The 20,735-nt window shown below is 59.2% G+C and carries 18 protein-coding genes; 4 read left to right on the top strand and 14 right to left on the bottom strand.

Translation table 11 applies throughout. From position 1 onward, the window contains the following. The 12 genes from VFQ24_17275 to trpC all read right to left on the bottom strand — a co-directional run. Positions 1-1,990, bottom strand: a 1,990-nt coding sequence (locus VFQ24_17275) for a S46 family peptidase (protein ID HET9180109.1), incomplete at its 3' end; no start/stop codon positions are given. 116 nt (positions 1,991-2,106) lie between these two features. Beyond that, positions 2,107-3,513, bottom strand: a complete 1,407-nt coding sequence (locus tag VFQ24_17270; GenBank protein ID HET9180108.1) for a dipeptidase — start codon at positions 3,511-3,513, stop codon at positions 2,107-2,109. Between the two features lie 604 nt (positions 3,514-4,117). Further along, entirely contained in the window at positions 4,118-4,681 is a 564-nt protein-coding gene (locus VFQ24_17265; protein ID HET9180107.1) for a CDP-alcohol phosphatidyltransferase family protein, read from the bottom strand. 169 nt (positions 4,682-4,850) lie between these two features. Next, positions 4,851-5,507 (bottom strand): CoA transferase subunit B, encoded by a 657-nt coding sequence (locus VFQ24_17260; protein HET9180106.1) that lies wholly within the window; start codon positions 5,505-5,507, stop codon positions 4,851-4,853. Beyond that, complete coding sequence (locus tag VFQ24_17255) at positions 5,504-6,202, bottom strand: CoA transferase subunit A (GenBank protein HET9180105.1); 699 nt, start codon at positions 6,200-6,202, stop codon at positions 5,504-5,506. Before VFQ24_17255 ends, VFQ24_17260 begins: the two co-directional genes overlap by 4 nt. Before the next feature lie 60 nt (positions 6,203-6,262). Continuing rightward, a complete protein-coding gene (locus VFQ24_17250) occupies positions 6,263-7,138 on the bottom strand; it encodes a prephenate dehydrogenase/arogenate dehydrogenase family protein (GenBank protein HET9180104.1) in 876 nt (291 codons plus the stop codon). 21 nt (positions 7,139-7,159) lie between these two features. Beyond that, complete coding sequence (gene aroF, locus VFQ24_17245; protein ID HET9180103.1) at positions 7,160-8,176, bottom strand: 3-deoxy-7-phosphoheptulonate synthase; 1,017 nt, start codon at positions 8,174-8,176, stop codon at positions 7,160-7,162. Between the two features lie 5 nt (positions 8,177-8,181). Further along, positions 8,182-8,481: a chorismate mutase gene (gene pheA, locus VFQ24_17240; protein HET9180102.1), complete on the bottom strand. Its 300-nt coding sequence runs from the start codon at positions 8,479-8,481 to the stop codon at positions 8,182-8,184. Beyond that, on the bottom strand, positions 8,478-9,296 hold the full coding sequence (trpA, locus tag VFQ24_17235; protein ID HET9180101.1) for a tryptophan synthase subunit alpha: 819 nt from the start codon (positions 9,294-9,296) through the stop codon (positions 8,478-8,480). Before trpA ends, pheA begins: the two co-directional genes overlap by 4 nt. A gap of 27 nt (positions 9,297-9,323) precedes the next feature. Next, positions 9,324-10,529: a tryptophan synthase subunit beta gene (gene trpB, locus VFQ24_17230; protein HET9180100.1), complete on the bottom strand. Its 1,206-nt coding sequence runs from the start codon at positions 10,527-10,529 to the stop codon at positions 9,324-9,326. Between the two features lie 30 nt (positions 10,530-10,559). Further along, positions 10,560-11,192, bottom strand: a complete 633-nt coding sequence (locus VFQ24_17225) for a phosphoribosylanthranilate isomerase (GenBank protein ID HET9180099.1) — start codon at positions 11,190-11,192, stop codon at positions 10,560-10,562. A gap of 4 nt (positions 11,193-11,196) precedes the next feature. Further along, positions 11,197-11,991, bottom strand: coding sequence for an indole-3-glycerol phosphate synthase TrpC (trpC, locus tag VFQ24_17220; protein ID HET9180098.1), 795 nt, complete (start codon positions 11,989-11,991; stop codon positions 11,197-11,199). Between the two features lie 318 nt (positions 11,992-12,309). Here trpC and VFQ24_17215 point away from each other — a divergent pair, with 318 nt between their 5' ends. Next, on the top strand, positions 12,310-13,338 hold the full coding sequence (locus VFQ24_17215) for a sugar kinase (protein HET9180097.1): 1,029 nt from the start codon (positions 12,310-12,312) through the stop codon (positions 13,336-13,338). 112 nt (positions 13,339-13,450) lie between these two features. Continuing rightward, entirely contained in the window at positions 13,451-14,116 is a 666-nt protein-coding gene (eda, locus tag VFQ24_17210) for a bifunctional 4-hydroxy-2-oxoglutarate aldolase/2-dehydro-3-deoxy-phosphogluconate aldolase (GenBank protein HET9180096.1), read from the top strand. Between the two features lie 38 nt (positions 14,117-14,154). Here the strand turns inward: eda and otsB are convergent, their stop codons facing one another. Both otsB and VFQ24_17200 read right to left on the bottom strand, forming a co-directional pair. Continuing rightward, positions 14,155-14,865, bottom strand: coding sequence for a trehalose-phosphatase (gene otsB / locus VFQ24_17205; protein HET9180095.1), 711 nt, complete (start codon positions 14,863-14,865; stop codon positions 14,155-14,157). Positions 14,866-15,082: 217 nt separating this feature from the next. Further along, positions 15,083-17,341 (bottom strand): trehalose-6-phosphate synthase, encoded by a 2,259-nt coding sequence (locus tag VFQ24_17200; protein HET9180094.1) that lies wholly within the window; start codon positions 17,339-17,341, stop codon positions 15,083-15,085. 144 nt (positions 17,342-17,485) lie between these two features. Here VFQ24_17200 and VFQ24_17195 point away from each other — a divergent pair, with 144 nt between their 5' ends. Both VFQ24_17195 and VFQ24_17190 read left to right on the top strand, forming a co-directional pair. Further along, positions 17,486-18,196 carry an SDR family NAD(P)-dependent oxidoreductase gene (locus VFQ24_17195; protein HET9180093.1) on the top strand — a complete coding sequence of 237 codons (711 nt, stop codon included), beginning with the start codon at positions 17,486-17,488 and terminating at the stop codon, positions 18,194-18,196. Between the two features lie 180 nt (positions 18,197-18,376). Next, a complete protein-coding gene (locus tag VFQ24_17190) occupies positions 18,377-20,500 on the top strand; it encodes a glycoside hydrolase family 3 C-terminal domain-containing protein (GenBank protein HET9180092.1) in 2,124 nt (707 codons plus the stop codon). The last annotated feature ends 235 nt before the right edge of the window (positions 20,501-20,735 follow it).

Below are 20,735 nucleotides of genomic sequence, written 5' to 3'. Positions count from 1 at the left end.
CGTTGTAAACGAAGTAGCCGACCAGGCTTTCGATGTTGCCGTCGAAGATCACTCCCACCAGGCTGCCGTCGCTGTTGATGACCGGCGATCCGGAGTTGCCGCCCACCACGTCGCAGGTGGTCACAAAATCCAGCGGCGTCTTCAAGTCAAGTTTATCTTCCGATCTCATCCACGGCCCGGGAAGGTTGAACGGCGGCTTGAGCCCAAAACTGTAGGCACGGTCATACAGCCCGTAGAAGGTTGTGTGGGGAGGCGCCTCGGTCCCGTTCATGGGATATCCTTTCACCGTGCCGTAGGCAAGCCGCAGGGTGAAGGTCGCGTCGGGATAAGTGCTCTTGCCGTAAACCGCGAAGCGCGCCTTTCCGATCTTTTCTCCCGCGCGGGTCTCCACACTTTCCACCTTATCCTCGTGCCACTTGATCATGGCAAGGATTTCGGGATTGACTCGCCGGGCGAGAGCGATCAGAGGATCGTTCGACGACTCGATTGCCGCCTCGCCGCCCTCGGCCAGCGACTTGCGGAATGCGGCGTCGCCCATCTTGGTGCCCGCAAAAGCCTCTCTTGCTGCGTCTTCCGGCGTTTTCCCCTCGAGAGCCGCGCGGACGAACGGGTCCGCCGGGCCAAGTTCCTCGCCGGACTCCTGCAGGATGCCCGCCAGCGTCGCCTGTTCCAAGGGAAGATAGAACGGCGCGGGCGAGAACAACTGGAACCGCAGGGAAGCGAGCTGCGAGTCGTGGAAGCCCGGAAGGCGCTCGCCATCCGGTTTTTTCACCTGCTGGACATACTGCACGATGGTAAGCGCCTCGTTGGCCAGCGGAGCCCCGCTGATTGAACGGAAGCGGTAGGGCTTCAGGTTTTCGGCCATCTCCTTCTGAGCTTCAGCAATTTCGTTCCAGGCGTTGCCATATTCTTTCTGCCACTGGGGGTTTGCGGCAATGCGCTCGCGAAAATCTTTTTCCTCCTGTTCTTTCTTGGCCATCAGTTCAGGATTGCGAAGCCCGCCTTCCATGCCGTTATAGGCCTTCAGCGAATTCTGCAGGGAGAAGATGCGGCTGGTAGCCTGGCGGGCCTGCTCCAGCCCCTGGGCGGAATACTGCTGGAGCGTGGACAGCCGCCGGCTGATAATCTGGATGATGAGTGGAAACGCCTTGTCACGCAATAGTTGAAGCTGGGCCATGGTATCCTGGCGGCCGGTGAATCCGGGATTGCCGGAAACGAAAACCAGCGAGTCGGCCACCGGGCCTTTCGCGTCCCACTTGAGGTAGTTGTTGCTCTCGACGGGCTTGCCGTTTTCATACACCCGAAACAGCGCGAAGTCCAGGTCGTAGCGCGGGTAAGTGAAGTTGTCCGGATCACCGCCGAAAAACGCGATCTGTTGGGAGGGAGCAAACACCAGCCGCACGTCGGTATACTTCTTATACCGGTAGAGCCAGTATTCACTTCCCTGATAGAGCTGAACTACGTCAGAGCGCAAGCCGGTAGCATCGAGGCTTTCCTTCTGAATTTTGGCGATTTCGGCGCGGCGGGCTTTCAGGGCATCGGAGTCGCTCATGCCGGGCTTCACGGCCGCCATCACGCGGGCCGTCACATTTTCCATTGACATCAGAATGTTCAACTCCAGATCGGGGCATTTCAGTTCCTGCGCCTCGGTACGGGCATAGAAGACGCCGCTGGCATAGTCATGCTCCGGGGTTGAAAGTTTCTGAAGCTGGAACAAAGCCACATGGTGATTGGTCAGAACCAGCCCGCGCGGGCTGACGAACGATCCCGACCCTCCGTCATTGAAGCGAACGCTCGAGAGGCGCACATGATTCAGCCAGGCCTCCGTGGGCGTGAAGCCATAACGTTGCTTCAATTGCGCGAGAGGTGGGTTGTCAAAGGTCCACATGCCTTCGTCGGCAAAGACGTTTGCGCGCAGGGCAACCAGCGCGACAGCGAACAGCAGGACCGAAATTGCCACCCGTGACCAATGGATTTTAAGTGTCGTCATCGTCTCTCTTGTCCTTCTCAAAGATTTCTGCCGCCTGTCGCGGTCAAGTCTCCGGAGAATAGTGCATGGTTCGGACCCAGGGGGTTCTGGCGCGCAAGTGTTGCATCGCGCCAATATCACTTTCCCAGCAATTCGAAGTATTGGATCACCGACTGGATGCCGCCGTAGAAGTTCGGCACATGGAACTTTTCATTTGGAGCATGGAGGTTGTCGTCCGGCAGGCCGAAGCCCATCATGATGCTCGGGATTTTCAAGTGCTCGAGAAATAGGCCGACGATGGGAATGGAACCGCCGGAGCGCATGTAAACGGTCTTCTTGCCGAAGACGCTTTCCATCGCCGCTGCGGCCGCCGCGATATAGCTGCTTTCAGTCGAGACCACCGAAGCGGGAGCCATGCTGATGAGGCGCACGCTCGTCCTGATGCCCGCGGGCGTATTTTTCTTCACCGCCGCCGCAAATTGGCGGAACACTTCTTTTGGATTCATGTCCGGCACCAGGCGCATGCTGATCTTGGCCGTACCAACCGCAGGGATGACTGTCTTGGCGCCATCTCCGACAAATCCTCCGCGAATTCCGTGGACCTCCAGGGTGGGCCGCGCCCACAGGCGCTCAAGCACGGAATAGTTCCGTTCGCCGGTCAGCGCGGTGGAACCGACTTCCTTCTTCAGGAAGGCGTTCTCCTTGAAGGGTAGGCGCCTCCAGGCAGCCAGTTCCTTGCGGCTCGGCTTGCGGACCTTCTCATAAAATCCCGGAATGCGGATCTTGCCGTCAGGACCCTTGAGGCGCGCAACAATTTCAGCCAGCGCCTGCATGGGATTGGGAGCAGCGCCGCCATACATTCCGGAATGCAGGTCGTGGCTGGCTCCGCGCGCTTCAACTTCCGTGTAAATCAGGCCGCGCAGTCCTGTGGTGAGGGTAGGCAGGCCGGGCGCGAACATCTCGGTGTCACAGACGACGGCAGCGTCGGCTTTCAGCCGCTTTTTGTTCAGCGGAACATACTCCTCGATGTGTTCTCCGCCGACCTCTTCCTCGCCTTCGATCAGGAACTTCACATTGATGGGCAGCCTGTTTTCGCTGCGCAGGCAGCATTCCACAGCCTTCAGCAGAATGTAGGTTTGCCCTTTGTCGTCGGAAGCCCCGCGTGCGAAAAGGTCATCGCCTCTGAGGGTTGGCTCGAAAGGCGGTGACTTCCATTCGTCCAACGGTTCGGGCGGCTGGACATCGTAGTGGCCATAGAGCAGCAGGGTCGGCTTGCCCGACGCCTCCAGCCACTCCGCATAAACCAGCGGATGCCGGCCGGGTTTTCCATTGATGATTTCCACCCCGCGCATGCCCATGGTTCGAAGCTCTTCCGCGATGGATTCAGCGGCCCGGCGGACATCCTGTTTGTTCTCCGGCGATGTACTGATGCTCGGGATTCTCAAAAGATTTTTGAGGCCTTCGAGAAATTGTGCTCTATTGGATTGCAAGTACTGGTTGGGCGAAGTTGCCAAAGTGCGCTCCTTGATGATGGTGGTCGGCATCGCTGCCAAGCTGTAAGTCCTTGTCTGAAACGGTTAACCGACCAGTCTACTCTTCGGCATTGTGGCCCGTCAATTTGGCCAGCCCCAGGGATAAAACCGTGAAACGTTGCGGCAAGCTCGCCTCGTTAAGAAGCGGCGCAAAGCGGTTAAAATTCAGCGGAAGATTCAATGGCGCGCCGCTCGCGGAGACCGGAAGGAGGGCCGTAGGGGGGAGAGCAGAGGCTAGGGGCCGAAGGGTTTATTCTCCGGTTCGTTTCCGGTTCGTTTTTAAGGCCCAATTCTTTGTTTTCAGCAACTTCTCCGCTTCGTTCCTCAAAAAACGTATTTTTCTGTCCCATTTACTTTTAGTCCCGGAAAACTCGCGGCTTGCAGGGCACTAAGGGAGACTACCATGCTAGGCCAGTCTTTGTCAAGCAAATTCGGCGGGAGAGGCTGGAAGTCAGGAGTCAGGAGCAAGAAGTCAGGAGCGTGAGTCAGAGTAGAGCGGGCGGGTCAGTGATGTAGAATTGCCGATGATTGCTTCAGGGGCTGAGGCCAGAGTGGCCGCGTGGCCGGAAAAAATTGGCGGAGCTAAAAGCTTCAACCCCCTTCAGGCAAGACTGCGCTACGGGCCTTCCTCGTGGTGGGAGTATCGTTTCTGGACGACCACCAGGTAGTGGAGCCCCGAAATCACGATGATTCCGGCAGCGAGAAAGATGAACGCTTCGACGACCGGTCCCGTGACCCAGGGAATGCGCGCCAGGTGGCAAAGCGCCGCAAAGATGGTGATCGACTGGATGACCGTGGAAGCCTTGCCGAGAGCGGTGGGGTAAAACGGGCGGTAACCTGCAACGAGAATGATGAGCAAGGCGGTGATGAGGATAACGGCGTCCCGGCTGAGCACCATGATGGTGAGCCACCAGGGCAGGCCTCCCCGGTATGAGAGGGTGACAAACGCAGTGCTCAACAGGATCTTGTCGGCGATCGGATCGAGCGCAACCCCCAGCAGCGAAACCTGCCGGAAGGCCCTGGCGACGGTGCCATCCAGAATGTCGGAGAACGCGGCGGCGGCCATCACGGCGAGTGCGGCGGCATCGTGTCTGCCGACCACCAGAATGCCGAATATGGGGACAAAGACCAGGCGCAGGAGGGTGATCTGGTTGGCGGTTGTAAGTACGCGCGAAGCCATCGATGTTTGTACCTGCAAAGCCGTCAGCGGCAGTAACGTCCCATGTAATCTGCTTCTCCGCCAGGGCAAAAGCAGATTCCTTTCCCGCTCTGCGGGACCGGAATGACGGGCGCCACTCTTCGTCGTAACAAGTTACGTATACGCCACACCAGCGCATCCGGCTGCGCCGTCACACGCGATAGGTCCTGGGGCTCGAGACGACTCGCAGTTCCGGCTGGCTGCGCTTCTGGACCTCTTCAAAGCTGACTCCCGGCGCAAGCTCCCTGACCGTCAGCCCCTCCGCAGTTATCTCCAGCATGGCAAGCTCGGTGATGATGGCATGAACGACGCGCGTTCCCGTAAGGGGCAGGGAACACTTCGTCAAAATTTTTGGCCGGCCGTCCCGCGTCGTGTGCTCCATGGCGACAATCACGCGTTTGGCGCCGGAAACCAGGTCCATGCTGCCTCCCATGCCTTTCACCATCTTGCCGGGAATCGTCCAGCTTGCCAGGTTGCCCTCTTCGTCCACTTCCATGGCTCCCAGGACCGTCAGATCGATGTGGCCGCCCCGAATCATGGCAAAAGATTCAGCGCTGGAAAAATAAGCCGTGCCCGGTATGCCCGATACGGTTTCCTTGCCCGCGTTGATCAGGTCGGGATCGACTTCCTCTTCGCGCGGATACGGCCCCACTCCCAGCATGCCGTTTTCGGATTGCAAAATCACTTCAATGGCGGGCGCAATGTAATTCGACACCAGCGTCGGGATGCCGATCCCGAGATTGACATAAAACCCGTCCTGGAGTTCCTGGGCAACGCGCCGCGCGATCAGTTCACGCTTGTCCATCAGGACTGCTCCCTTACGGTGCGCCGTTCGATGCGCTTTTCGTAGCTGGCGCCCTGCAAGACCCTCCTGACGTAGATTCCCGGAGTGGTGATGCAATCAGGATTGAGTTCTCCCAGTTCCACCAGTTCCTCGACCTCCGCAATGGTCACCCTTGCCGCCGTGGCCATCATGGGGTTGAAATTCCGGGCCGTCTTTCGATAGACCAGGTTGCCCCAACGATCGCCTTTCCAGGCCTTGATGAGGGCGAAATCAGCCGTCAACGCGCGTTCCAGCACGTATCGGCGGCCGCCGAATTCTCTGATCTCTTTTCCATCGGCGACCACCGTCCCGACGCCGGTGGGCGTGTAAAAGGCCGGAATGCCCGCTCCGCCGGCGCGAATGCGCTCGGCAAGAGTTCCCTGCGGCGTCAATTCCAGGTTGATTTCCTTGTTCAGGGCCTGCTCCTCAAAAACCTTGTTTTCGCCAACGTAACTGCCAATCAGCCTGCTGATCTGATGTGTCTGGAGCAGCCTGCCCAGTCCGAAATCGCTGATGCCGGCGTTATTGCTGATAACGGTCAAGTCCCTGACGCCCTTCCGCTGCAGGGCGTCGATCAGATTTTCAGGAATCCCGCAGAGCCCAAAGCCGCCCGCCATGATGGTGGCGCCGTCCGGAATGTCGGCAATAGCGGTATCGGCGGTTGCGTAAACCTTGTTCATGCGCCTCCCGGCTTCTGTTGCAGGGAAGTCCTTTGGCCAGCGTCCGGCCGAACGCCCTGCTCAACGGTTTTCGCGTAATTTCGCGCGCAGCCTGCGCGCCTGATCAAACTCTTTTTCAAGTTCCCGTGTGCCGAGATGTGTCTTTATGGTATCAAGTTTCTGGATTGTTGCGTCGAGAGCAGCCTGAATATTTTCCATATTCGTCAGGCAGATGTCGCGCCACATCGAGTAGGGGCTTTCGGCAAGGCGCGTCAGGTCTCGAAAGCCAGACCCAGCCAGTTCCAGCGGCAACGCGCCCTGGCCGGCCTTTTCGGCCACCATGCCCGCCAGGCCCGTCGAAAGGAGTTGCGGCAGGTGAGAGAGAAAGGCCATGGCCACGTCGTGGCTGGCGGCGTCCGTCACGCAGGGCCGGGCGCCCAGCGACTGAATCAGACCCACAAAGGCCTTTGCGCGCGCGTCCTCCATCACCGCTTCGGACAGTGGAACAACCACGTAGCGGGCATTCCGGAACAGGTCCGCATCGGCATGTTCAAAACCGGAATGCTCTTTGCCGGCCAGGGGATGGCCGCCCAGAAACATCGCGCCACCGGCAGGAAGGTCTTTTGCGCATTGTACAATGCGCTGCTTGGTGCTGCCGACATCAGTGATGAGAGCGTGAGAGGGCGCCGCCAATTGCAACCGAGGAAGCAATTCGAGGATTTTCCCCACCGGCGTGGCCAGAACCACCAGGTCGGCATCACGTACAGCCTCGTCCACATTCTTCGCCGCCTCGTGCACGGCGCCGGATTCGAGGGCTTGCTTCAAAACGCCGGGGGCGTCAAAGCCGATACGATGGGCGGCGTAGCCCGCCTTCTTCAGGGCCAGCGCCCACGAGCCTCCAATGAGGCCCATTCCGATAATAGCAATCCGTTTGAAAAATGGTCCGGCAGGTTCCATTTTCCCTTGTGCGGAGGGGCTTCAGATGGTTCTTCCCACCGCGGGTGCGATCATTCGTAATTCTTGCATCAGTTGCTCGAACTGCTCAAAGTAGAGTGACTGCGCACCGTCGCTCAGCGCCTTTTCCGGGTCCGAGTGGACCTCAATCAACAGGCCGTCAGCCCCGGCGGCCACGGCGGCGCGGGCCATGGGAGGAACCTTGTCGCGCCGTCCGGTGCCGTGCGAGGGGTCCACCACAATCGGAAGGTGCGACAGCTTCTGGATGACCGGAATGGCCGAAATGTCCAGCGTATTGCGCGTGGCATTTTCAAAAGTTCGAATCCCACGCTCGCAAAGCACCACGTTGTAGTTGCCGCCGGACATGATGTATTCCGCTGAGAGAAGCAGCTCTTCGATGGTGGCGGAAATGCCGCGCTTGAGCAGAACCGGTCTCGATACCTTGCCAAGCTCTTTCAGCAGGTTGTAGTTCTGCATGTTGCGCGCGCCCACCTGGAAGACATCAACGTAATCCAGCATTGCGGGGATCTGCGTGTGGTCCATCACTTCCGAGACCACCAGCAGATCATGCCTGTCAGCGGCGGCACGCATCAGTTTGAGGCCGGGCAAACCAAGCCCCTGAAAGCTGTAAGGGGATGTCCGAGGCTTGAAGGCCCCGCCGCGCAGGACGCTCCCGCCGAGTTCCTTGACGCGGGCCGCTATGGCGTTGATTTGGGTTTCGCTCTCGATGCTGCAAGGACCCGCCATCACGCAAACCTTTTCACATCCCACGGAGACGCCTTTGCCCAAATTGATGATCGAACCTTCGGGACGGAAATGGCGGCTGGCCAGTTTGTAGGGCGCGGAAATTCTTACGACTTCGTCAACGCCCTCAATCAACTCGATGTCGCGCGTATCGAAGTCGATCCTGGCGCCTACCGCCCCGATCACTGTCTGCCGCGCACCCGTCGAGCGATGGGCGTCAAAGCCCAGTTTCATCAGCCGGTCGATGACGTGCCGGATCTGTTCTTCTGTCGCGCCCTCTTCCATCACCACAACCATCGCCGTTACTCCTTGGCCTCTTCCACCTCGGCCGAAGACTCCATCGAGTGGCGCTCCAGAGACCGGGCTTCATCGATGATCCGCTCAAACAGGCGGCGGACCGCCGCATCATCCAGCGGGCCGGGATTTGACTTCACGATGTTCCTCAGAATTTCGGCCTCGCGGTCGGGTTGCCAGGCCGCCAGACTCAGCTTCTTTTTCAGATGGCCAATTTCCACTGCACACTTCGATCGTTCATTCAGCAGCTTCACCAGTTGCCGGTCAATTGCATCGATCTTCTTTCGCCAGTCTTCCAGTTCGTTCATGCCGGTGAACTCCCGGTGCCTTCTTTGAGCCAGCGCACATAGCGTTCGATGGCCGCTGCACCCTCGGTGGAGAAATGCTCTTCAACGCTTCGAACAATCGCGCTTCCTACAACCGCCGCGTCCGCCAGTTCCTGCACGGAGCGGACCTGCTCCGGGGTGGAAATCCCAAACCCGACGGCGAGTGGGAGCCGAGTCATTTTTCTGACACGCTCGATCAGCGGCCGGGTGCTATCAGAGACCTTGTCGCGCTCGCCCGTCACGCCGGCGCGCGCAATCAAATAGAGGAAACCCGTCGAAGCATTTGCCACGCGCTGGAGCCGCTCATCCGTGGAGGTTGGGGCGCCAAGGAAAATGGTATCCAGGTTCCATTTTCTCAGCGTTTCAACGTAGGACACGGACTCTTCCGGCGAGAGATCGACTGCCAGCACGCCGTCTGCTCCGGCCTCGCTGGCATCACGAGCGAAGTTTTCGAGACCATATTGCAGAATCGGATTGTAATAACTGAACAGGACGAGCGGTGCATGGGCCCGTTTTCTCCATTCCGGCAGCATTCGCAGGACCTTGCGAAGGGTCGTTCCGCCGGCGAGCGCGCGTTCTGAGGCGCGCTGGATGACAGGGCCGTCCGCCAGTGGATCAGAAAAAGGGATTCCGAGTTCGATAATATCCGCGCCACCGTTTTGAACGGCTTCGAGCAGGCTGCCTGTGGCCTCGAGGCTTGGGTCGCCGGCGGTGACATAAATCACCAGGCCCTTGGCTTCTGACTCGTGGAGTTGCCGGAACTTCTCCTGAATTCGCGATGTGGAAAGAGTCGGCATATCGGGTTGCGTCGGTCCCCGCTGGCCCTACAGAATTCCCGCAGCCTGGAAAATTCCCAGGTCCTTGTCGCCGCGGCCGGAAAGGTTGACGACGTAGATCGCATCGCGGCCGGCGCCGGGAGCGCGTTTCACGACCTCCGCCAGCGCGTGCGCGGATTCGAGCGCAGGAATAATCCCTTCTGTACGGGCCAGCAGGCGCGCGGCCTCAAGCGCTTCCTTGTCGCGCGCATAAGTATATTCCACGCGGCCCTGCTGGTGGAGCGCCGCGTGTTCGGGCCCGACGGCGGGATAATCAAGCCCGGCGGAGACCGAGTGGGTTTTTGCGATCATGCCGTCCGTGTCCTGCAGCACGTAGGTGTAGGTGCCGTGCAACACTCCCGGCGTTCCGCCGGAAAAGCGCGCGGCGTGTTCGCCGAGCTCCGGCGAACGGCCCCCGGCCTCAATCCCCACCATCTTCACCTGGGCGTCGGGGATAAAATCAAAGAACAGTCCGATGGAATTGCTTCCGCCGCCCACGCAGGCAAAGAGGCAGTCCGGGAGCCGTCCCGCAAGCTCGAGAATCTGCTGCCGCGTTTCCTGCCCGATGACGCGGTGGAAATCACGAACCATCATGGGGTAGGGGTGAGGCCCGAGCACCGAGCCCAGCAGGTAATGCGTGTTCTCGACATTCGCGACCCAGTCACGCATGGCCTCATTGATGGCGTCCTTCAGCGTCCTGGAGCCGGAACTTACGCCCACAACTTCCGTGCCCAGCAAGCGCATGCGGAAGACGTTGGGCGACTGTCGGGCCATGTCTTCTTCGCCCATGTAAACGCGGCACTCAAGGCCCATCAGCGCCGCCACGGTCGCGGTGGCCACGCCATGCTGGCCGGCCCCGGTTTCGGCAATCAGGCGCGTCTTGCCCATGCGCACCGCCAGCAGGCCCTGGCCTATGCAATTGTTGATCTTGTGCGCCCCGGTGTGGAGCAGGTCTTCGCGCTTCAGATAAACCTGCGCGCCGCCCAAATGCTTTGTCAGCCGCTCGGCGTGGTAAAGCGGCGTGGGGCGTCCGACGTAATATCGCAGCAGCCGCTTGAATTCGGCCTGAAAAGCGGCGTCTTTGCGGGCGAGGTCGTAGGCGCGCTCAAGCTCCTCGATGGGATGCATGAGGGTTTCCGGCACGTAGCGCCCGCCGAAATCACCAAAGCGCCCGCGGACGTCAGGCCCTGAAATTGTTTCTCGCCCGTACGGCATTTTGCCTACTTCCGATCCAGCCCGGATGAATTACAGGTTGCGGTCTGCCGCCCGGACCGCAGCAAAAAACGCGCGAAGCAGCGCCGAGTCTTTCTGCCCCGGCCCGGATTCCACGCCGCTTGCAACATCCACGGCGAACGGCCGGACCGTTTGAATGGCGCGTCCAACGTTGCCCGGATTCAAGCCGCCTGCCACGATGATGGTCCCATATCTGTTTGCTTCGCGCGCCACTTCCCAATCAAACGACTTTCCTGTTCCACCGCTCAGGTTTGGGTGACAGGCGTCCAGAAGAAAACCGTTGGCGCGCAGATTTGAAAGCGATTCGGCCTTGAAACCGTCTCCCACAGCCACCGCCCGAATCAAAGGGTAGGCGGTTGGCAGTCCATCAAAATCAGGGAACCGAGGTCCGTGAAGCTGAATGACGCCAACGCCGGCCTCTTGCGCAATGGCGGTGACGCGGTCCATTTCCGTCTCGTTCGCGTAGACGCCAACCGCCGTCACAAATGGCGGCAGGGACTGAATGATGGCGCGGGCCGTCGCGGAATCGATGTAACGCGGCGAAGGACGATAGAAGTTGAAGCCCAGCGCTTCGGCCCCAAGCTCGACCGCCAGCAGTGCGTCTTCAAGGCGCGTAATCCCGCAGACTTTGATTCTGGTCGGCATCGGCTCAGGTCCCGGCCATTTTGAGCATTGGAGCGCTCTTGAGAAGGCGTGATAATTCTTCTCCCGGATCGCCCGCCAGCATCAGGTGCTCGCCGATCAGGACAGCGTCAAATCCCGCTTTCGACAGCCTTTCCAAATCCGCGCCGCTCTTGATTCCACTCTCGCTGACGGCCAGGCGCCTGGGAGGAACCTTCTCGCGGAGCCGGAAAGAAGTTTCCAAGCTGACCTCAAGTGTATTCAGATTGCGATTGTTGACTCCTATCACTTGCGCGCCGGAGTCGATGGCCCGGTCCAGCTCTTCCGCTGTGTGGACTTCCACCAGCGCGGCCACCCTCAGCCGTTCTGAAAGTTCGAGGAAATGCCTCAGGTCCTTGTCCTCGAGGGCCGCGACAATCAGGAGGAGCGCGTCAGCGCCAGCGGCCGCGGATTCGTACACCTGGTATTCGTCAATGATAAAGTCCTTGCGCAGCACGGGCAGGCGGACTGCTCCGCGCGCGGCCTTCAGGTCATCGAGCGAGCCCTGGAAAAACTCTTCTTCCGTCAAAACGGAAAGCGCCGAAGCGCCCGCCTGCTGGTAGGATTGCGCGATTTCCCGAGGGCGAAAGTTGGACCGCAGCAGCCCTCTTGATGGGGACGCTTTCTTGAGCTCCGCAATTACGCTTAACACCTCGCCGGAGAGCGCCGCGGCAAAATCCCGGAAGTCAGACCGCGATTCCGCCGCCTGGCGAAGCGTCTCCAGAGGAGCGCCGGCGCGCATTTCTTCGACGCGCCGCCGGCGGGCAGCGATGATGGTCCTCAAAATCTGGCTTTCCTTCACCTTAATTCCCCGATGCAGGTTGTCGTGCACGAAGAGGAAGATTGCGACAGAGACAAAAGTTTACTCTAACCTTGCGGAAGAGGCGAAGTCAACGCTCGCGGCGCGCTACGAATATACTGGGCCAAGCGACGAAGTGCCGCCACCGGTGATTTTGGCCCACCTTTCCCGTGAGCAAGCATAGGACCTGTTTGGCAGGCCCGAAATCTGTTTCATGAGTAGCATGACGAAAGGGGCTGAAATTTTTCCCGGAAAGCCTTATATTTACGAGTTTAGCTGGAGCTCAACGCGGAGGATATCGTTATGGCGGATGTTGTAACTTTTGGCGAAGCCATGATTCGGCTTGCGCCTCCACACTTTCAGCGGCTGGAGCAGACAAATTCTCTGGACGTCCAGGTCGGCGGCGGCGAGCTGAATGTAGCGGTGGGCGTGAGCCGTCTGGGGCTAACGAGCACCTGGGTTTCCCGGCTGCCCCGGAATCCTCTGGCGCGACTGCTGGAGAACCGGGTGCGGCAGGCGGGCGTTGATACCTCGCAAATCGTGTGGGCGGAAGGCGGCCGGCTCGGCCTCTACTTTGTGGAATTTGGCGCCGCGCCGCGGCCGAGTTCCGTTCTGTATGATCGCTCGTATTCGGCCATTTCCGCTATCGAGCCCGGCGAGGTGGACTGGAGGAGTGTGTTTGCGGGCGCAAAATGGTTTCACACCAGCGGTATTACTCCAGCGTTGAGCGGTTCCGCGGCGGCCGTCATGCGTGAAGGTCTGGAAGCCGCCAGGCGCGCGGGCGTTACCGTCAGCTATGATCTTAACTATCGGGGAAAGCTGTGGACACCGGAAAAAGCGCGAGACGTGCAGGAGCCGCTGATGGAATTGGTCGATGTCCTGATTACGACGGAAGAAGATACCGGCGTGGTTTTCAAGATCAAGGCATCGGGTGCGGCCGACGATCAGGCATTCAAAGAGATTTCCGCGGGCAGCTACGAGGAAGTGGCCCAGCGCCTTCAGGAGAAATTCAAGTTCAAGGCGGTGGCCATCACCTTGCGAGAAAATCCGCTGGTATGGCGAAATACGTGGTCGGCCATCGCGTACGCCGATGGCAAGTTTTATGAAGACGTTAAGTACGACCTTGAGATTGTGGACCGCGTCGGCGGCGGCGATTCATTCAGCGCTGGATTCGTCTATGGGTATCTTGTGAAGAAGTCTTACGAAGCCGCTGTGCGTTATGGGAATGCGTTTAGCGCGCTCAAGCAGACCATTCCCGGTGACTTTAACTGGGCGACACTGGACGAAGTGGAAAAATTAATGAAGGGCGCGAGCCTGCGCGTGGCCCGTTAGTAACTCGAGGCGCGGGGTTCAGCCCTGCCTGCCGGCGTAAGCAGGATTATTTCCTGCAATCGGCCCCTTGCAGGCAACCGCCTTGCGCAGATTCCAGCGAGAGGATTCAGCCATGCCCTGGTGCAGAGAGAAGGTGATAAACCGGCTGCGAGAAGTGGGGGTTGTTCCCATTGTCCGCGTGTCGAATCCGAACGACGCTTTCAAGACGGTCGAGGCGGTTGTCGCCGGAGGCGTTCCGGTTGTGGAGATCACGATGGGCGTGCCGAATGCCCTTCGCGTGATGGAGCAGGTGGTTGAGCAGTTTGGAGAAAGCGTATTGCTGGGAGCCGGCACGGTCCTGGATTCGGAAACGTGCCGCGCTGCGTTGCTGGCCGGCGCCGAATTTATCGTGACTCCTTGTCTTGACCTCAAAGTTATTGAGACTTCGCGTCGATACAGCAAGGCGTGCATTCCCGGCGCCCTGACGCCGACGGAAATTGTGACGGCGTGGCAGGCCGGGGCGGACATGGTGAAAGTGTTTCCCTGTGGTCCGGTTGGCGGACCGAATTATCTCAGGTCGCTGCGAGGCCCGCTCCCGCAGATTGACTTTGTTCCGACCGGCGGCGTTGATCTGGAAACTACGCCGGATTACATCCGCGCCGGGGCGGCCGCGGTGGCCGTCGGCGGAGAACTCGTGTCACGCAAGGCCCTCGAGGAAGGGAAAACGGAAATTATCACCGCGAATGCCCGCAAATTCCTGGAGGCCGTCCGCACTGCCAGGGCTGGGCTGCAGAAATAAACGCGGTGGAAAATTGAAGAAGCTGTTGGTGCGGCCAGTTAAGCAAGACTCTCTTCCAGTCTCTTGAGGGCCATCAGGACCTCCGCCGGGCCCTTGAGATAAAAATTCGCCTTCGTTTCCCGGAACTTTCCCACCCGAATGGTGACGCCATCTTGCAGCAACGCAAATGCTGTTTCATCCGTGGTGTCATCTCCGGCGTAGATCACCAGCTTGCGGCCCGGAAGCTTCTGAAGCAGGTCTTCGGCAGCTTTTCCTTTGTTTCCCATGTCAATTGGATAAATTTCCCAGATCTTTTTCCCTGCCAACAGGCCAAATCCGGGGCCCAGGCGGGTCAGCGCTGCTGTGACAATGGCGTAGGTTTTCTGCACCGCAGGCTTGCGGGCGGCCCGGTAGTGAACGCCAAAACAGATGCCCTTGTCCTCCACTTTAATTCCCGGAATGCCGCGGACCTGCTGCTGGACCCATTTCATGGCCTGCCGGACCTGGCGTGTGCCGGGCAGGTCGGGGGGGGTTCCGTTGCTTCGCTCCCAGCCGTGCAGCCCGAAATAGATGGCGCCTTCCACCGGCGCCCGGAGCTGCAAGTCATCGAGTTGCCGCCCGCTGATGAAACACAGAGTGATCTTCCTGTGGCGGGCCAATTTTCGCAGCACGCGCCGGGCGGGCCCGCCAAGGAACACCTCCCCGGGCGTATGGCGCAATCGCACCAGAGTGCCGTCGAAATCGAGAAACACAACGACATGCTTCGCCACCCGGACTCGGCGGCGCACGAGTTCCCAGCAATCGAACAAGTATGGTGGCTTCTGGCTTCTGCGGGCCTGCGGTGCCTGGGGGGAGTTTGTCAGCAGTTTCGACCTGGGTGAACGGCGGCCGGGCTGTCTGATTTTTGTCATCGTTCCCGGGTTGGGCCAGCGTTCCACGCGAAAGGTCTTACGACATTTCTCTTGAAGAGATGAGCTGTTCCTGGAGCTACCGTACTCTTACCGGCTCGGGCTTTTCCAGCCGCACTTCCGAGAGCTCGCGGACCAGGCTGGCCGCCCAGCGATAGGTGTTATGCTCACGGACTACGCGTCGCATGCGCTGCATCCGCAACCTTTTCTCTTCGAGGTCCATCGACACGGCGAATTTAATGGCTTCCGCCAGTTGCTCCGTATCGTAGGGATTGACAACCAGCGCATCTCGCAGTTCGCGACAGGCCCCCGTAAAGCGGCTTAAGATGAGGACCCCCTGGCCGTCACTGCGCGAGGCGACAAATTCTTTGGCCACCAGGTTCATGCCGTCGTGGAGCGAGGTCACCATGCAAAAGTCAGCCGATTTGTAGTAGCGTACGATCTCCTCGTGGCTGTGATGCCGTTTCAGGAGGATGATGGGTTTCCATGCACCTCGCATGAAACGATTGTTAATGCGGTGGGCCTCCGATTCAATTTCATGCACCAGGTTGCGGTACTGCTGGATGTCTGTACGGCTGGGAGCGCCAATCTGGACAAAGCTGAACTGTTTCTGATAGGCAGGATATTTTTCGAGGAACCTTTCGACGCCCCAGAAACGTTCAACGATCCCTTTCGTGTAATCCATGCGATCGACGCCCAGTCCCATCACGGCGCCTTCCGCTCCAAGCTCTCTCAGGAGGTTTTCAGCCTCGGGAGGTCCTGCGAGTGTTGACGCGTCCGCCGTCTCGTTTTCGAAGACGACGCTTACCGGAAATGGGCGGACCAGCGTGAAGTGTCCACGCCGGTTGACGGCAAACCGGTCCCATTCAATCCGGCATTCGAGGGCGCGGTCAACCGTCTCAAGAAAATTGTTGCAATGGTTCTGAATGTGGAAACCGGCGATATCAGCACCCAGCAGCCCGTCCAGCAATTCTCGCTGCCAGGGGCAGATGCCGAAAGCCTCGGCATTTGGCCAGGGAATGTGCCAGAAGATGGCGACCCGGGCATCCGGCCGCTTCTCCTTTACCATCCGCGGCAGCAAGGCAAAATGATAATCGTGGATCAAAACGGCGGGGTCCTGCGTGCCCTCCAGTTCCTCCAGCAAGGCCCTGGCAAACTTCTGGTTCACAGCCTTATACTGCTTCCAGTCCGCCTCGCGGAAGATGGGGCGCGTGTGAGCGATGTGGCAGAGCGGCCAGAGGCCTTCGTTGGCGAATCCGAGGTAGAATCCCTGTTCTTCCTCTTTGCTGAGCCAGACCCTCCGCAACGTGTAATGGGGGTCATCTGGCGGCACGCGCAGGCGGCTCTTATCATCCGCCGTCTCGCGGTCGGCGTTTCCATCTCCGGCTGCCAGCCATGTTCCGTCGCAGGCCCGCAGGATGGGTTCAAGCGAAGTGACCAGACCGCTGGCCGGCACCACGCACTTGATTCCGCCATTCTCGTGCACGTGCATATACGGCTCGCGGTTGGAAACGGCAAAAATCGGTTTATCGCGAAAGCAATTTCGCACATGCACCCGCAGGCGCTCCGCCGTCCAGATGACGTCACCCATTTCTCGCAAACGGGCTTCTTCTTCGGCGGCTGTTCGGGCGACTTCCAGGGTTTTGGCCAGTTGTGTTACCTCGCGCGCGATCGGCTGGAAAATCTCCTCAGCCGGCAACGAAGCCGTCCGAAGACCCTTGCCAGTCCGCAGCGCACGCAGCCACTGGGCGGTCTTTGTGACCGGCTCCAGAATGCTGATGCGGATAATCAGCAGGCAGATGAAAGCGATGAGGAGCGTTTCCACCAGCAGGCGGAGAAATGTATCGCGCCAGAGACGGAAAGACTGGTCCTCAATGAAGCTCGTGTTGTGGTAGATCGCCAGCACACCTTCCACGCCCCCATTCCCTTGAATGGGCAGCGCATAGACCTGCATGGGTACGCCATTCAAATTGAAGAACTGGTTCACTCCCTTGACCCGATAAAGTGCCTGGCCGACCGCAGAAGGAGCAGCGCCCGTTTGGTTCTCGAGTGTTGTGGCAACTGCGATTTTGTTTCCGTGACTGTCGTAAACCGCAACTCCGTCGAGGGCTTCGCGGTTTTCGAATCGGTCCAGAAGCTGCTGCAAAGAGACGAGGGAATGGCTGGCGAGTAAAGGCTGGACGTTGTCAACAAGGCTTTCCGCAAGCACTGCTGCGCGTTTCTCCAGATCACTTCGAAGTGAACGCTTTTGGGAACGTACCTGAAAGTAGGCGAAGACAAAGGCTACCAGCGTAATGCTGATGGTCAGGGATATGATGAGCCTGTGGCGAATCCGCATGATGTCATTATTGCATCCCTTTCTGTGACAACCTCACAGGAGGGACTCAACCGCTATTAGCTGTACGTTAATATAACCGTGCAACCATTGTGCGTTGACCTGGAATGTTTCGTGGACTTTAATTATAAGCCATGATGGAGGTGAATGGTGGATTTTAAGGATCGAGTGGCAATTATCACGGGCGGAACAGGTGCTCTGGGCCATGCCGTTGTTCTGGATCTGCTCAAGGATGGGACGCGTGTCGCAGTGCCTTATCTGGGTCAGGATGGGTGGCGAACACTCCAAGCGGCTGCCGGCAATTCCTCTGGCCGTCTGATGGGTGGGCCCGTGGACCTCAATAAGTCGCCGGATGTAGAAGCGTTCATTTCCAATGTGTTGGAGCGTTATGGCCGGGTGGATTTTCTGGTCTGCGTGGCGGGAGGGTTTGCGGCAGGCAAGAGTTTCGAAACTGATGACCAGGCGTGGGACCAGATGATGGGCCTTAACCTCATGAGCGTCGTCCGCATGTTGCGGCCGCTGGTTCCCCTGATGATCCGCCAGAATTTCGGGCGAATCGTCACCGTTTCGAGTGGCGCCATCCTGCATGGCGGGGGCGCAGGAATTGCGCCTTATGCCGTCTCCAAAGGCGCGGTTCTGCAACTCACCGAGGTCCTTGCGCAGGAGCTTGGGAGCTATGATGTTCGGGCGCACTGCATCTTGCCCGGGACCATGGATACACCGGCAAACCGGAAAGCGATGCCGAACGCGGACTTCTCAAAATGGGTCCGGACTGAAGACGTGGCAAAGGTGATCCATTTTCTTTTGAGCGACCAGTCGCGTGCCGTGCGCAGCGTTGCAGTGCCTGTGCTCGGCTAAGCCCGCGCAAGATCCAGAAGAGCCGGCCTTTCTGCCGCTGCCTCGACGCTTTCATGAATTTCGCTTGACGGCCCATATGCACTGCACTAGCGTTGCTGCTTGACTGAAACTTACCTTGCGGGGCTTCTGCGGGGGCAGATTCGCGGAAGAAAACCCGAAATACCTGGCAGATGAGGCGCGATGAGAGCCAAAGCTCCCTACAGGTTAATGATTGCCGGCGTGGCGCTTGGACTGATGGCCGTATTGGTTCCGGCGACATTCGCGCCGACACAGACAGGCAGCGATCCGTGGATGAATCCGTCGCTCTCCGCCGAGCGCAGGGCCGACCTGCTGATCCATGTGATGACGCTCAAAGACAAGGTCGGCCTGATGCACGGCATCGACCGGAAAGAGCATCCGTTCAAGGGATATGTAGGTTATGTTCCGGCGAACCCGCGGCTCCATATTCCTGCGTTGAAGCTCGCCGATGGGCGTGCGGGTGTGGGGAACAAGGCCACTGAAGTAACGCTTCTGCCGGCCCCCATTGCCGTTGCCGCCAGTTGGGACACGTCTTTACTGGAAGCCTTTGGCAAGGTCATCGGCAAAGAGCAGTGGGGGAAGGGAACAAATGTTGAACTGGGTCCCACCATCGACGTGGTTCGCGTTCCCGAGTGGGGAAGGACTTTTGAAACCTACGGCGAGGATCCCTATTTCAACGGGCAGATGGCTGCGGCCGAGATCAAGGGTATCCAGAGCCAGGGGCCCATTGCCAACGCGAACATGTATCTGACCATGAACCAGGAAAGCGACCGCTTCCATATCGATTCGATTGTGGATGAGAGGACCCTGCAGGAAATTTATTTGCCGCCATTTCAGGCCGCGGTTTCGGGCGGTGTCGGCACTTTCATGTGCGCCTACATCAAGACGAACGGCGTCTACTCCTGTGAGAACTCGCACGTGCTGGGTGATCTTCTCAAGAATCAACTCGATTTTGGCGGCTGGGTCATGAGCGACTGGGGCGGCACTCATTCCACGGCTGCTTCCGCAAGTGCAGGCCTGGACCAGGAAATGCCCGACGATCGCTACTATGGACAGGCGCTTGAAAAAGCCGTTACAAACGGCCAAGTGAACATGGCGAATCTGAATGAGCACGTCAGGAGAATCCTGATAACGATGTTCCGGCACGGCCTGTTTGACCGGCAACAGTCTGGCAACTGGGACTCCAACGTTCGAAGCCCGGAGCACGACGTCTTTTCACGCAGCGCGGCCGAGCAGGGAACCGTCCTGCTGAAGAACCAGGGTGACATCCTTCCGCTCTCCGGCGCCTCTTCCATTGCCGTGATCGGCGCAGATGGCGGAGATAAGCCGCAGGTTGAGGGCACGGGCAGTTCCGCCGTCATCGCGCCGTATGTGGTGAGTCCGCTGGAAGGCATCCGCAAGCGCGCGGGCGGGGGCAGCCGGGTGACCTACTCGGACGGCAGGGACCTCGCCGATGCCGCTCGGGCGGCGAAGTCTGCCGCGGTCGCAATTGTGTTTGTGAGTACCGTCGAGGGTGAAGGCCATGACCGGCCGAACCTTGTGCTGCCAGGTAACCAGGACAATCTCGTCTCAACTGTGGCCGCGGCTAATCCTAAGACCATTGTGGTTTTGAACACGGGCGGTCCGGTGCTGATGCCCTGGGTTGAAAGCGTTCGCGGCATCATCGAAGCGTGGTATCCAGGGCAGGAAGACGGCAATGCCATTGCGGCAATACTGTTCGGAGACGTTAATCCCGGAGGAAGACTGCCGCTGACTTTTCCTCGAACAGCGGACAAAGTTCCGACCAGTTCTCCGCAGCAATGGCCCGGGGTCAACGGAAAGTCCGTCTACAGCGAGAAGCTCAACGTCGGTTACCGGTGGTATGATGCCACCGGAGCCGAGCCTCTATTTCCCTTCGGTTTTGGCTTGTCGTACACCACCTTCCGGCTCAGCCGTCTCGAAGTCGCGGCCGCTCGCCTCAGTAAAGGGGCAGGCGTCGTTAACGCGACGGTCGATGTCACCAACACGGGCCGCCGCGCCGGGGCTGAAGTGGTTGAGGCCTACATCAGCCAGCCTCCCGGGAACGGCGAGCCGCCACGACAGTTGTGTGCTTTTGACAAGGTGTTTTTGAAACCGGGTGAGACCAGACAGGTTCGCCTTTCCATCGCGCCTCGCGCACTTTCGTATTACGACACATCAGTGCGCCGCTGGGTTTCTCGCGCAGGCACTTACCGGATTCTGGTAGGAACTTCTTCCCGAGACCTCCCGTTGCGGAGCGATGTCACCTTAACGGACGCTTCGCACTGACGATGAACGCATCGATGGGGAATGGACGCTCCTGTCCGCTAGATGAGCATCACGCCGCCTGCTCTGAGGGAAAACTCGACGAATGTTCTGGTTTATTCGGCATGGCGGGTAGTGACTCAGTTTGATTCATGGCACGGGCGTCTCATCTGTGCTGGGGTCAACAAACACGGCAGGGTGGCCGTGGCACAAAACGGGAAGGAGACTGAGTCACCAGCGGCCGACGGCCTCGATTGAC

This window comes from Terriglobia bacterium, assembly GCA_035712365.1.
In the GTDB taxonomy this organism is placed as follows: Bacteria; Acidobacteriota; Terriglobia; order UBA7540; family UBA7540; genus SCRD01.
Note: the sequence above shows the minus strand (reverse complement) of the source record. Positions and strands in the feature narration are given on the sequence as shown.

Coding starts and splice junctions, on each gene's coding strand:
- VFQ24_17250 (HET9180104.1), bottom strand. CDS start 7,138: ATGGAACCTGCCGGACCATTTTTCAAACGGATTGCTATTATCGGAATG.
- VFQ24_17195 (HET9180093.1), top strand. CDS start 17,486: ATGGTGGATTTTAAGGATCGAGTGGCAATTATCACGGGCGGAACAGGT.
- VFQ24_17200 (HET9180094.1), bottom strand. CDS start 17,341: ATGCGGATTCGCCACAGGCTCATCATATCCCTGACCATCAGCATTACG.
- VFQ24_17265 (HET9180107.1), bottom strand. CDS start 4,681: ATGGCTTCGCGCGTACTTACAACCGCCAACCAGATCACCCTCCTGCGC.
- trpB (HET9180100.1), bottom strand. CDS start 10,529: ATGCCGTACGGGCGAGAAACAATTTCAGGGCCTGACGTCCGCGGGCGC.
- aroF (HET9180103.1), bottom strand. CDS start 8,176: ATGGTTGTGGTGATGGAAGAGGGCGCGACAGAAGAACAGATCCGGCAC.
- eda (HET9180096.1), top strand. CDS start 13,451: ATGCCCTGGTGCAGAGAGAAGGTGATAAACCGGCTGCGAGAAGTGGGG.
- VFQ24_17215 (HET9180097.1), top strand. CDS start 12,310: ATGGCGGATGTTGTAACTTTTGGCGAAGCCATGATTCGGCTTGCGCCT.
- pheA (HET9180102.1), bottom strand. CDS start 8,481: ATGAACGAACTGGAAGACTGGCGAAAGAAGATCGATGCAATTGACCGG.
- VFQ24_17270 (HET9180108.1), bottom strand. CDS start 3,513: ATGCCGACCACCATCATCAAGGAGCGCACTTTGGCAACTTCGCCCAAC.
- trpA (HET9180101.1), bottom strand. CDS start 9,296: ATGCCGACTCTTTCCACATCGCGAATTCAGGAGAAGTTCCGGCAACTC.
- VFQ24_17225 (HET9180099.1), bottom strand. CDS start 11,192: ATGCCGACCAGAATCAAAGTCTGCGGGATTACGCGCCTTGAAGACGCA.
- VFQ24_17255 (HET9180105.1), bottom strand. CDS start 6,202: ATGAACAAGGTTTACGCAACCGCCGATACCGCTATTGCCGACATTCCG.
- VFQ24_17190 (HET9180092.1), top strand. CDS start 18,377: ATGAGAGCCAAAGCTCCCTACAGGTTAATGATTGCCGGCGTGGCGCTT.